Below are 12,377 nucleotides of genomic sequence, written 5' to 3'. Positions count from 1 at the left end.
CATTCTAATCATCTAGAAAACTGCGAAGTACTTCTGATCTACTTGGATGACGGAGTTTTCTTAGTGCCTTGGCTTCTATTTGTCTTATTCTTTCTCGAGTTACATCAAACTGTTTTCCAACTTCTTCTAAAGTGTGATCAGTATTCATATCAATTCCAAAACGCATGCGAAGTACTTTTGCTTCACGAGCTGTAAGACCTGATAAAACATCATGTGTTGCTGACCTTAAACTTTCAGATGTTGCTGAATCAAGTGGCAGTTCTAATGTTGTGTCTTCTATAAAATCTCCTAAATGTGAATCATCGTCATCTCCGATAGGTGTTTCCATAGATATAGGTTCTTTAGCTATCTTTAAAACTTTTCTAATTTTATCTTCAGGGATTAGCATTTTTTCAGAAAGTTCTTCTGGAGTTGGTTCTCGTCCTATTTCTTGCAACATTTGTCTAGAAATTCGGTTAAGTTTGTTAATAGTTTCTATCATATGTACAGGGATTCGAATAGTTCGTGCCTGGTCTGCGATAGAACGAGTAATTGCTTGTCTAATCCACCAAGTTGCATAAGTTGAAAACTTATATCCTCGACGATATTCAAATTTGTCCACTGCTTTCATAAGCCCAATATTACCTTCTTGAATTAAATCTAAAAATTGTAGTCCTCTGTTGGTATATTTTTTTGCAATAGAAATAACTAATCTTAAGTTAGCTTCTACCATTTCTTTTTTTGCTCTTTTTGCTTTTGCTTCTCCAATAGACATTCTTTTGTTAATATCTTTAACTTGCTCAATTGTTAAACCTGTTTCCTTTTCTATTTGACTTAATTTTTTCATACTGGAAAAAACTTTTTCTTTAATTTCTTCTAATTTTTCAGACCAGGGTTGATTTGAATTTTGTTCTTTTTTAAACCAGTTTTCATCAGTTTCTTTTCCTGAAAAAATCTTTAAAAAAATTTTTTTAGGAATATTACATTCTTCAGTACATAGTTTCATAATTATTTTTTCTTGTATTCTAACTCTATCCATCATTTTACGCATGTTATTAACTAAATGATCAAATTGTTTTGGAACTAACCTAAATTGTTTAAAAATTTCTGAAAGATTATAAATTTCTAATAATGAATCTTTATGATTTCTATTTTTATTTTTAATTGTATTGCTTGTATTGGTATATTGTTTGCGTAATTCTGTGAATTTTTCGTTAGCTAGTTCTGGATCAATGCTATTTTCGTCTTCGTTTTCGTCTTCGTTTTCGTCTTCGTTTTCGTCTTCGTTTTCGTCTTCGTTTTCGTCTTCGTTTTCGTCTTCGTTTTCGTCTTCGTTTTCATTATTATCATCAGTTATATCTTTCAAAATATCAGAACCAATCTGAATTGTTGACGTAGGATGAGAAAAAATTTCCTCTGCGTTTGGATCTACAAAGCCTGTTATTATATCAGATAATCGTATTTGACCAGTTTTAATTCGATCATATTGTTCGAGTAGATAAGTAATAGCTTCTGGATATTCTGATACAGAAGATTGAACTTGATTAATTCCTTCTTCAATTCGTTTAGCGATATCAATTTCTCCCTCTCTAGTCAGTAGTTCAACAGTTCCCATTTCTCTCATGTACATGCGAACTGGATCCGTAGTTCTTCCTAATTCGGATTCAACACTTGATAGAACTTGTGTAGCTGCTTCAACTGCGTCTTCGTCTGTATCTGTATTTATTTCATTTAAAATTAAATCGTCTGCGTCGGGCGCTTCTTCGACAACTTGAATTCCCATATCATTAATCATCTGAATGATGTCATCGATTTGTTCAGAATCAATAATTTCTTCTGGAAGATGATCGTTAACTTCGGCGTAGGTTAAATACCCTTGCTCCTTACCATGTGTAACAAGCAGCTTAAGTTGTGACTGTGGGTTTTGCTCCATAGGAAAATATCCAAATTTTGTTGATATAATGAATATTAATTGACTTTTTTAGTCAATAATGAATAAAAATTTATTTTTTTTTTAACTTGTATTAAAAAAATTTTAATTAATATTTTTAAATGTTTTTTACTTGTCATATAAAAAATTATTTTTTTTTGATAATATTTTATTAATAGACCAAATTTCTTTTTTTTCGTCTATTGTTAGTCCTTCAATTCTTTCTTTTGCAATTAATTTTTCTTGTTTTTTTTCTAAAATTTTGCTATATGTATTTTTTAATAAATCTAAAAACATATTTTGAATTTTTTCTTTAATAATCATATGATCCCATTTAGATAAAATTTTTAAAATATTAATTATTTTACTGTGTCTGTAAAACTCTAATAATTGACCTGTATTAAAATCTGGATTATTAGAACATGTTTTTAAAATTTCTAAAAAAATAGGAAGTCCTTTTATTTTTTCATTTTCAAATTTTTTTGTTGAAGGTACTAATTTTGCTAAATTAGGATTTTGAATAAGTAAACCTATAAGAGTTCGCATAGGAGTATACTTAATTTGAAATTGTAAACTTTTACTTTTTCTTTCTTTTTCGTATAAAAATTTTTCAAATTGATAATCATCTAAAATCCCTATTATTCTAGCTAATATTTGTCGTAAGTAAATTCTTATTGTATCACTAGATATGCAATTTATTAAAGGTAGAGCACGCACGCTTAAGTGAAATTTATCATCGTTAGATGATAAGTCAACGTTTTTTAAAATATTTTTAAAAAAAAACTTTGACATTGTAAGAGCATTATCAATTCGTAATTGAAATTTTTTTTTCCCTTCTTTTTTTATAATAGTATCTGGATCTTCGTTTTTAGGTAACATTATAAATTTTATACTTTTTTTATCAGATATATATGGCAATGCAATTTTTAAAGCTCTCCAAGAAGCATTTCTTCCTGCATCGTCACCATCATAACAATATATAACTGTATTAGTGTGACGAAAAAGTATCTGTATATGTTCTTTTGTTATAGATGTACCTAATGATGAAACTGCATATTCAATGTTATATTGTGTTAACATGATAACATCTATATATCCTTCTACAACTAATAGATATTTCGGTTTAGAGTGTTTTTTTTTAACTTGATACAATCCATAAATTTGTTTTCCTTTATGAAAAATATCAGTTTCATGTGAATTAAGATATTTTGGTAAAATGTGATTTGTTATAGAACGTCCGCCAAAACTTGTAATTCTTCCATGTTGATCATGTATAGGAAAAATTATGCGCCCTTGAAAAGGATCATATACATCTCCTTTTTTATTAGTAGAAATTATTTTATAATGTAATAAATCTTGCTCAAAATCTTTTTTTAGACTAAATTTTTTAGAAAAAAAACTCCATTTATTACTTGAAAATCCGATGCAAAAAATATTAATCATATTTTTATTAATTCCTCTTTTAATTAAATATTTATTTGCTGAATCAGTAAAAATAATGTTTTTTTGATAAAATTTAGATATTTTATTCATTAATAAATACAATTTTTGTTTTTTTAGATAATTCTTTTTTTCAATTATACCTTTTTTATCAAATGGAACTTCAACACTATGCATTGTAGCAAGTTCTTCAATACTTTCTACAAAATTTAAATTATCATAGTTTATTAAAAAATCAATTGCATTTCCATGTGCATTACATCCAAAACAATAATAGAATTGTTTTTCATAACTTACAGTAAAAGATGGAGTTTTATCATTGTGAAAAGGACAATGAGTTTGATAATTTTTGCCATTTTTTTTTAATTTTATTCGTGTTTCTATCAATTCAACAATGTTAGTTCGAAATAATAATTCATTAATGAAATATTTAGGTATTTTCCCGGACATATATTTTTATATGGTAGAATAAAATTCCGTTCTTAAAAAAGAACGGTTTTTTAGTTTTTTTGTTTTTAAGAAATATTTTAATACATACGAATACGTCTTGCATTTTCTCGTGTAAGCTTTTTTGCAAGACGTTTAATAGCAGAAGCTTTAGCACGTTTTCTTTCAGTAGTGGGTTTTTCGTAAAATTCTCTTCTTCGAATTTCAGCTAAAATACCAGCTTTTTCACAAGATCGTTTAAATCGGCGAAGTGCTACATCAAAGGGTTCATTTTCACGTACTTTTATTATTGGCATTCAAATTTTACCTCTATTATTTATTTTTGATAAGTATAAAAAATTAATAATTAATGTTTTAAATATAGAATAGATCCTATCTTAATTAGGATTATTTTGTAAAGTATCACTTTATTTTATTTATTTTGATTTTTAAATTTTTTTTAAATAAATTAAGTAAATAAATTATTTATAATAACAATTTTAGAAAAATTAATGATTTTAATTTTAAATTAACTTTATAGGTTTATAAAAAAATGAAAGTTCTAGGTATTGAAACATCTTGCGATGATACTGGTATAGCTATTTATGATCTTTCTAAAGGTTTATTGATCAATGAATTGTATAGTCAAAAAAAAATACATGCTAATTATGGCGGTATTATTCCAGAATTAGCATCTCGTGAACATACAAGGAAAATAATTGTTTTATTAGATAAAATTTTTAAAAAAAAAAATATTATGAAGGAAATTGATCTTATTGCATATACTGCGGGACCTGGTTTAGTTGGTTCTTTATTAGTCGGTGCTACATTTGCATGTTCTTTAGCTTTTTCTTTAAATATTCCTGTTTTACCTGTTAATCATATGGAAGCGCACTTATTATCACCAATGTTAGAGTATAAGTCAATTGAATTTCCATTTATTGCATTATTAGTTTCTGGAAAACATACACAAATAATTGCTGCTTATAAATTAGGAAAATATGAAATATTAGGAAATTCTTTAGATGACGCAGCAGGTGAAGCTTTTGATAAAATATCAAAAATGTTAGAATTAAAATATCCAAATGGACGTGAATTGTCTAATTTAGCAGCTAAGGGGATAAAAAATCATTTTTATTTTCCTCGACCTATGATACATCATTCAAATTTAAATTTTAGCTTTTCAGGTTTAAAAACTTTCACTTCTAAAGTCATCAAAAATAGTGTTTTAAACATGCAACAAAAAGCCAACATCGCAAGAGCTTTTGAAGATGCTGTAATCGATATATTATTAATTAAAACTAAAAAAGCATTATCTCAGAAAGGATGGAATCGTTTAGTTATAGCAGGTGGAGTTAGCGCGAATACTTTATTACGGAAAAGATCGCAAGATATGATGAAAAAATGTTTTAATGGAAAAGTTTTTTATTCTCAATTACAATTTTGTACTGATAATGGTGCAATGATTGCTTATCTTGGATTATTACGTTGTAATGAAGCACGTACTTCTTCATTAGAAATACTTGTTAAGCCAAAATGGTCTATAGATAGCTTATCTCAAATATTAATTTAATGATGTTTTTTTTGATAAAATTTTTATTTTTTATTTTTAATATAGAGAATTAAGTCTTTAATAGTTAATATTTTCATTTTTTTAGATTTTGAAAATTTTATAATTTCAGGTGTTCGAGACATAGATCCATCTTTGTTGGTTAACTCGCAAATTACTCCATATGGTTTAAAACCTGCAAGTGATACTATTTCGATAGCTGCTTCTGTGTGTCCTGCTCTTGCTAATATGCCACCTCTATTTGCTCTGAGAGGAAATACATGGCCTGGTCTGTTTAAGTCACTAGGCTTAGCGTCATCTGCTGTGGCAGTTTTTATAGTAGTTAATCGGTCTTTTGCTGAAACACCAGTAGAAATGCCTTTTGAAGCTTCTATTGTTACTGTAAATCCAGTACGATAAGTACTGGTATTATGTTTAACCATCATAGGTAAATTTAATTTTTTACGTTTAGATTCAGTTATACATAAGCATACTATTCCACTACCATATCTAATTGTTAAAGCCATTTGTTCGACTGTCATCTTTTCAGATGAAAAAACAAGATCTCCTTCATTTTCGCGTTTTTCATCATCTAATATGATGATACCTTCACCTAATTGTAAAGCAGATATAGCTTTTTCGACACGTTCTATAGGGTTTCCAAATTCAGAAAGCAGTGTTTGGTTCATTTTGAAAACCTTCTTAAATTATTAAATAAAAATTTTTAAAAAATTAGGGGTTATTAGAAATTAAACTTTTATTAAATGAAATATTTTAAATAATCTTATTATATATTGAATAAAACTTAAGAGCAATGTGGAAATGTATGCTTTTAATGATATTTATGTATCTTTTTTATACCTAAGTATTACAAATAATATTTAGATATAAAATTTTTTAAGATATTTTTAATTATATGATTTAGAAAAGAAATGCGAAAAAATTTGATTAAGTATGACAAATTTTAAAATCTTTTATTAAAGATTTAAAACTGTATTTAATTCATTTATTTTTAATGTTTCAGTACCTATTTTTTGTACTACTATACTAGCTCCGATATTTGCATAAAAACAGGCTTCTTCTAACGAATATCCTGTCGCTAAGGAAGAAGCTATTATTGAAATCACAGTATCTCCTGCACCTGTTACGTCTGATGCTGTTTTAGATATAGCTGGAAAATGTATAGGTTGTTTTTCAGGTTGAAAAAGAGTCATACCATTTTTTGAACGAGTCACTAATAATGCTGATAGATTTAATTCAGATACTAATTTAATGCCTCGTTGTAATATTTGTTTTTCTTCGTAACATTTTCCTACTATTTTTTCAAATTCAGAAAGATTGGGTGTTAATAAAGTAGCACCAGAATATTTTTTAAAATCTAATCCTTTTGGATCTATAAGTATAGGAATAGACATTTTTTTTGCTAAATTAATAATTTTTTTTACATCAACTAATGTTCCTTTTGCATAATCTGAAAGTACTAAAACTTTGTAGTATGTTAATGAATTGATAATTTTTTCATATAATACATTAAATTTTTTTGAAATGTATTTTTCTTGAAAATCTATTCTAATTAATTGTTTGTTTTCTGATAAAATCCTGATTTTTGTAATTGTCTTATTTTTTTTTATACTGATTAAATCAGGATAAATTCTGATATGATTAAGAAGTTTTTTTAATGTTTCTCCTTCATAATCCATACCAATAAAACCAATTATTTTAGAGTTTCCACCAATTTCTGCAATGTTTTTAGCAACGTTCGCTGCACCACCTGGTTGTTTTTTTATTTTTTCAATTGGTGCCACTGGTAGTGATTCTTCTGATAATACATAGTAATTTTTACTATACCAATAGCAATCTAATATAAGATCTCCAACAACAAGAACAAGCGCGTTTTTAAAATTAATTAATTTTTTTTTCATGATAATCTCTTTAATTTTATATTAAATTGTTAATTTTTATTTTTAGAATAAAATAATTTAAAAAAAACAATTGAGTATTTTTTAGTATTTGCATCTTAAAAAACTATTTAATTTTTTATATATTATCTAAAAAATTATTACAAGATTTTATTTTTATAAAATTATAAATAATTATGTATTATATTTTATTCTTTCTATTATAGAATAGAATTTTATTTTTTAGTATGGGAAAATTTTTATGAAAATATATTTAGTAGGAGGAGCGGTTCGTGACAGTTTATTAAATTTACCTATTAAAGATAGAGATTGGGTTGTAGTAGGAGGTACAAAGGAAATTTTATTAAAAAAAAAATTTCAACAAGTAGGAAAAGATTTTCCTGTTTTTCTGCATCCAGAAACACATGAAGAATATGCGTTAGCAAGAAAAGAAAGAAAATCCGGAAAAGGATATACTGGTTTTTATACTGAGTTTAATCCTAATGTTACGTTAGAAGAAGATTTGATTAGACGTGATTTGACAATTAATGCTATTGCTCAAGATGAGCATGGTAATTATATCGATCCTTTTCAAGGTAAAAAAGATTTAAAACTCCGATTATTACGTCATGTTTCAGATTCTTTTACTGAAGATCCATTGCGTGTTTTACGTACAGCAAGATTTGCAGCTAGCTTGGTTCACCTAGGTTTTCATATTGATAAAAAAACTATGATTTTAATGTGTAAAATGGTAAAAAAAAACGAACTTTTATATTTGACTAAAAATAGAATTTGGAATGAAACTGAAAAAGCTTTCAAAACCTCGAATCCTCATGTTTATTTTCAAATTTTACATGCTTGTCAAGCATTACATTCTATTTTTCCAGAAATATATTTTTTATACGAAAGAAAAACATTTTTTTCTCCATTTTTTATGGATTTATACGATAGCTGTTTTTTTTCAATGGGTTTATCTAAAATATCTATTTTAACTAAAGATGTTTCTATACAATTTTCTTATTTATGCCAATTTTTATCTCAAAAAACAGGTTTTTTTTCTACAAAAAAAAATTATGATGAGTCTTCTGCTGTAATTGTAAAGAATTTATGTAAGCGTTTTAATATTCCATTAAATATTCAAGAATTAGCTGTTTTAAATACTGGTTTCTACGTTTTTTTTAGTTCAATTCACTATCAGTCTTCTAAAAGTATTGTTGATATGTTTTCAAGAATAGATGCTTGGAGAAAACCAGATCGAGTCTATAAATTGTCGTTTTTATGTGATTTTAATTTATTGAATCATCAAAATAAAACATTTAATTTTAAATTAAAAACTGGTTTTTTAAAAAAATGTTTTTTTGTTATCAAAGATATTTCTGTGAAAACAATTTTAAATCAAGGTTTTAAAGGTCTAAAAATTAGAAATGAATTAAATAAATTAAGAGTTAAAAAACTTGAATCATGGCGTATAAGAAAAAAATTTTTTTAAAAAATACATTTTTTTATTTATTTTATCAAATAAATTAATCCTGCTATTAGAAATCGATAAATTCCAAAAAAAGTTAATGATACTTTATTCAGTATCTTAATTAATTTTTTCATAAATATAAAAGATACAAGAAAAGATACAATAAATCCAGTTAAGAAATACGAAATGTTCAACACATTAATATTTTGAATATTTTTTATTAAATCTAAAATTGATGCTCCTGCTATTAATGGAATGGAAATAATAAAAGAAAAGTTGATTGCAACTGAACGTTTTAAACCTAATAACATAGATATTGCTATACTAGCTCCAGATCTTGAAAATCCTGGGTATAAACATAAAGTTTGAAAAAATCCAATAATTAACGATTGTATTAAATTTATATCTTTTATCGAATTAGTTTTTGATTTTTTCGGTTTAAATTTTTCAGAGATAATTAAGAAAAAACCACCTAATATTAATGCATACATCACATTAATATAATTAAATAATAATTTAATTTTATTGTAAAAAATTATTCCTAAAAAAATAGTTGGTAAAATAGAAAGAAGAATATGTATTTTCTTTGTTTTATTTTTTTCTTTTTTTGTTTTTAATTTTAATAATTTTAGTATTTTTTTATAAAAAAATAAAAAAACTGCTAAAGTAGATCCAAGTTGAACAAATGTTTCTAACATTTGAGTTTCTTTGTTTTCTACATTTAACCAATGAATGAAAATAATCATATGTCCTGTAGATGAAATAGGAAAAAATTCTGCTATTCCTTGTGTTATTCCTATGAATATAGAAATAATTATCTTATGAAGAAAAAACATTTTTTTTTACCTTTATTTTAAAACGGTACTAAATAATAGCACCGTTTTTTACATTAAAAAATCAATTATATAAAGACATAATAACTGTTTTTCCAGCAATAATTTTACCTGATGACTTTTCTATTTTTTTAAATTTTTCTATATTAGATATCACAACTGGTGTTAAAATAGAATGGGCTTTTTCTTTTAATAAATTTAAATCAAATAATATTATAGTGTCTCCTATTTTTACTTTTTGATTATCTTTTGCTATTTTTTTAAAACCTTCTCCTTTTAATTTTACTGTGTCAATTCCAAAATGTACGAATAATTCTACTCCGTCTTCTGAAATAATTGAAAAAGCGTGCATACTGTTTAATATTTTTCCAATTGTACCATTAATTGGCGAAAGTATTTTATTTCCGGAAGGATTGATAGCTATTCCGTCACCTACTATTTTTTTAGAAAAAACAACGTCTGGCACGTCTTCAATATTTATTATATCGCCTGATAAAGGTGCTAAAATATCTATTTTTTTTAAATATTTAGATTTTTTTTTATTAAAAAAATCAGATAAGAAACTCATTTTTTTTCTCCTAATTCTTTCTATAAATTAAATTTGTATTTTTAAAATTCTTATTTCTCCTTAAATAATAAATTTATTTAATAGATCTAAAATTTCTTTTGTAGTCGCTGCGTTTAATACCTTTTTAGCTAATTCTTGAGATTTTGAAAAAGATATTTTACGAATAATTTCTTTAATTTTGGGAATACTTGTTGAACTCATACTAAATTCATCTAAACCCATTCCTAACAAAAGAGCTGTAACGCGTTCATCTCCTGCTAGTTCTCCACACATACCTGTCCATTTTCCATGTAAATGCGATATATCGATAACTTTTTTAATTAATTGTAGAACAGAGGGGCTTATAGGATTATAAAGATGTGAAATTAAATCATTTCCTCTATCTACAGCTAAGGTATATTGTGTTAAATCATTAGTGCCAATACTAAAAAAATCAACTTCTTTTATTAGATGTTCTGCTATTATAGCTGACGCAGGAGTTTCTATCATGATTCCGATTTTAATATTTTTATCGAATATCAGATGATTTTTGTTTAATTCAATTTTCAATTTTTGGACTTCAATTTTTAAAATTCTAATTTCTTCTACTGATATGATCATAGGAAATAAAATATAAATTTTTCCAAACGCAGAAGCTCTAAGAATTGCTCTTAATTGTGCATGTAAAATGTCTTTACGATCTATTGAAATACGTATTGCTCTCCATCCTAGAAAAGGATTTTCTTCTTTTGGTAGATTCATATATGGCAGGTCTTTATCACCACCGATGTCCATAGTTCTGATAATAACTGCTTTATCTTTCATTAATTCTGCAACTTTTTTATACGCTTGGAATTGTTCATTTTCAGTAGGAAGTGTATTCCTGCCCATAAATAAAAATTCTGTTCTATACAAACCTATACATTCGGCTCCATTTTTTTTTGCTGAATCAACATCTTGAATATTACCGATATTAGATCCAATTTTAATGTTACGTCCATCAGTAGTAGTTGCATATAAATTTTTTAATTTTTTTAAATTTTCTCTCTTAAAAAAATACTTTTTTTCTACTTGTTTTTTTTCGTTTATCAGTCGATCAGATGGATTAATAATAATTTCGTTATTAATGGAATCTAAAATAATAAAATCGTTATTTTTTACTTTTTTAGTTATATTTACAGTACCTACAATAGCTGGTATTTCAAGCGATCTTGCCATGATGGATGTATGTGATGTTGGGCCACCTAAATCTGTAATAAATCCTAAAATATATTTTAAATTAATTTGCGCTGTTTCTGAGGGAGTAAGATCTTTTGAAATTAAAATAACTTCATTTTTTATATTGTTTAAATCAACAATATTAATATTAAGTATATTTTTTAGTAAACGAGAACCAATATCTCTTACATCAATTGCTCTATTTTTTAAATATTCATCTTTTATTTTTTCTAATGCTTTAGCTTGTCCTTCAATAATAAATTTAGTTGCTTCTGCAGCAGATATTTTTTTTTCTGTAATTAAATCAATGATTTCTTTTTCTAACTCTTCATCTTCGAGAAGCATTATGTGACCTTCGAAGATACCTTCTTTTTTCTTGCCAAATTTTTCGCCTGTTGCTATTTTTATTTCTGTTAGTTGTTCTACTGATTTTTTTCTACCGTCAAAAAATTTGTTTATTTCTGTTTTTATATTTTTAGTAGAAATGATTTTCCGGTTAATGACAATCTCTTCATTTTTTAACAAAAGTACATTGCCAAAAGCGATACCCGGTGATGCTAAAATGCCTGAAATCATAACATTACCTTAATTATAAAGTTTTTTTGTTTAGAGGGGGAAAGCATAGAATGTCAGGCGAATATATTATTTTTGCAAAATAAATCCGGAAGTAATATAAAACCTCCGGTATTTTTTATAAATTTTATAAATTATTTTCAATAATAATTTATTCTAGTTCTGTCATTATTTTAGATAGATATTCAATGGCTTGTTTTTCATCTTCACCTTCTGCAGATAATGTAATGACGCTGTCTTTAACTAAACCTAATGTTTGAATTTTAAATAAACTTTTTGCATTAATGGATTTTCCGTTATGGATAATGTAAATATCAGAGATAAAATTTTTTGCTTCTTTTACAAATTCCGCTGCAGGTCGAGTATGCAAACCATGTAATGCATTAATTTTAATTTCTTTTTGAAACATTTCTTTTCCTTATATAAAATTAAATTTATAAAATAGTTTTTAATATATTTTAAAATGAATTCTTAATTTAAAATATGAAAATACAACTTCTATAATAAAAATTAATT

General features: G+C 25.7%; 11 protein-coding genes. 2 read left to right on the top strand and 9 right to left on the bottom strand.

Annotated elements, in window-relative coordinates:
- Positions 1-4: 4 nt before the first annotated feature.
- From rpoD to rpsU, 3 genes are all read right to left on the bottom strand, one after another.
- Entirely contained in the window at positions 5-1,912 is a 1,908-nt protein-coding gene (gene rpoD / locus D8S97_RS00385) for an RNA polymerase sigma factor RpoD (protein WP_158360955.1), read from the bottom strand.
- 126 nt (positions 1,913-2,038) lie between these two features.
- Complete coding sequence (gene dnaG / locus D8S97_RS00380; protein WP_158360954.1) at positions 2,039-3,799, bottom strand: DNA primase; 1,761 nt, start codon at positions 3,797-3,799, stop codon at positions 2,039-2,041.
- A 77-nt stretch (positions 3,800-3,876) separates the two neighbouring features.
- Positions 3,877-4,092: a 30S ribosomal protein S21 gene (gene rpsU, locus D8S97_RS00375; protein WP_011053591.1), complete on the bottom strand. Its 216-nt coding sequence runs from the start codon at positions 4,090-4,092 to the stop codon at positions 3,877-3,879.
- A gap of 236 nt (positions 4,093-4,328) precedes the next feature.
- On the opposite strand from rpsU, the gene tsaD reads away from it, so the two are divergent.
- Entirely contained in the window at positions 4,329-5,348 is a 1,020-nt protein-coding gene (gene tsaD, locus D8S97_RS00370; protein ID WP_158360953.1) for a tRNA (adenosine(37)-N6)-threonylcarbamoyltransferase complex transferase subunit TsaD, read from the top strand.
- Positions 5,349-5,371: 23 nt separating this feature from the next.
- Here tsaD and ribB read toward each other — a convergent pair whose 3' ends face one another.
- Positions 5,372-6,013, bottom strand: coding sequence for a 3,4-dihydroxy-2-butanone-4-phosphate synthase (ribB, locus tag D8S97_RS00365; protein WP_158360952.1), 642 nt, complete (start codon positions 6,011-6,013; stop codon positions 5,372-5,374).
- A gap of 288 nt (positions 6,014-6,301) precedes the next feature.
- Positions 6,302-7,246: a D-glycero-beta-D-manno-heptose-7-phosphate kinase gene (rfaE1, locus tag D8S97_RS00360; RefSeq protein WP_158360951.1), complete on the bottom strand. Its 945-nt coding sequence runs from the start codon at positions 7,244-7,246 to the stop codon at positions 6,302-6,304.
- A 238-nt stretch (positions 7,247-7,484) separates the two neighbouring features.
- On the opposite strand from rfaE1, the gene D8S97_RS00355 reads away from it, so the two are divergent.
- On the top strand, positions 7,485-8,711 hold the full coding sequence (locus D8S97_RS00355; protein WP_158360950.1) for a tRNA CCA-pyrophosphorylase: 1,227 nt from the start codon (positions 7,485-7,487) through the stop codon (positions 8,709-8,711).
- A 17-nt stretch (positions 8,712-8,728) separates the two neighbouring features.
- Here D8S97_RS00355 and D8S97_RS00350 read toward each other — a convergent pair whose 3' ends face one another.
- The 4 genes from D8S97_RS00350 to D8S97_RS00335 all read right to left on the bottom strand — a co-directional run bounded on the left by D8S97_RS00350 (position 8,729) and on the right by D8S97_RS00335 (position 12,270).
- Positions 8,729-9,526: an undecaprenyl-diphosphate phosphatase gene (locus D8S97_RS00350; RefSeq protein ID WP_158360949.1), complete on the bottom strand. Its 798-nt coding sequence runs from the start codon at positions 9,524-9,526 to the stop codon at positions 8,729-8,731.
- Between the two features lie 61 nt (positions 9,527-9,587).
- The gene (gene crr, locus D8S97_RS00345; protein ID WP_158360948.1) at positions 9,588-10,091 is read right to left on the bottom strand and encodes a PTS glucose transporter subunit IIA; all 504 of its coding nucleotides are present in this window, start codon (positions 10,089-10,091) and stop codon (positions 9,588-9,590) included.
- 60 nt (positions 10,092-10,151) lie between these two features.
- A complete protein-coding gene (ptsI, locus tag D8S97_RS00340) occupies positions 10,152-11,864 on the bottom strand; it encodes a phosphoenolpyruvate-protein phosphotransferase PtsI (protein WP_158360947.1) in 1,713 nt (570 codons plus the stop codon).
- A 148-nt stretch (positions 11,865-12,012) separates the two neighbouring features.
- Positions 12,013-12,270 (bottom strand): HPr family phosphocarrier protein, encoded by a 258-nt coding sequence (locus tag D8S97_RS00335; protein WP_158360946.1) that lies wholly within the window; start codon positions 12,268-12,270, stop codon positions 12,013-12,015.
- Between the last annotated feature and the right edge of the window lie 107 nt (positions 12,271-12,377).

It is taken from the genome of Buchnera aphidicola (Rhopalosiphum maidis), from assembly GCF_003671935.1.
In the GTDB taxonomy this organism is placed as follows: Bacteria; Pseudomonadota; Gammaproteobacteria; order Enterobacterales; family Enterobacteriaceae; genus Buchnera; species Buchnera aphidicola_AL.
Note: the sequence above shows the minus strand (reverse complement) of the source record. Positions and strands in the feature narration are given on the sequence as shown.

Bases quoted from the DNA above. Each gene is read 5' to 3' on its own strand.
- rpoD (WP_158360955.1), bottom strand. From the start codon at position 1,912: ATGGAGCAAAACCCACAGTCACAACTTAAGCTGCTTGTTACACATGGT.
- D8S97_RS00350 (WP_158360949.1), bottom strand. From the start codon at position 9,526: ATGTTTTTTCTTCATAAGATAATTATTTCTATATTCATAGGAATAACA.
- dnaG (WP_158360954.1), bottom strand. From the start codon at position 3,799: ATGTCCGGGAAAATACCTAAATATTTCATTAATGAATTATTATTTCGA.
- ribB (WP_158360952.1), bottom strand. From the start codon at position 6,013: ATGAACCAAACACTGCTTTCTGAATTTGGAAACCCTATAGAACGTGTC.
- D8S97_RS00335 (WP_158360946.1), bottom strand. From the start codon at position 12,270: ATGTTTCAAAAAGAAATTAAAATTAATGCATTACATGGTTTGCATACT.
- crr (WP_158360948.1), bottom strand. From the start codon at position 10,091: ATGAGTTTCTTATCTGATTTTTTTAATAAAAAAAAATCTAAATATTTA.
- ptsI (WP_158360947.1), bottom strand. From the start codon at position 11,864: ATGATTTCAGGCATTTTAGCATCACCGGGTATCGCTTTTGGCAATGTA.
- tsaD (WP_158360953.1), top strand. From the start codon at position 4,329: ATGAAAGTTCTAGGTATTGAAACATCTTGCGATGATACTGGTATAGCT.
- rpsU (WP_011053591.1), bottom strand. From the start codon at position 4,092: ATGCCAATAATAAAAGTACGTGAAAATGAACCCTTTGATGTAGCACTT.
- D8S97_RS00355 (WP_158360950.1), top strand. From the start codon at position 7,485: ATGAAAATATATTTAGTAGGAGGAGCGGTTCGTGACAGTTTATTAAAT.
- rfaE1 (WP_158360951.1), bottom strand. From the start codon at position 7,246: ATGAAAAAAAAATTAATTAATTTTAAAAACGCGCTTGTTCTTGTTGTT.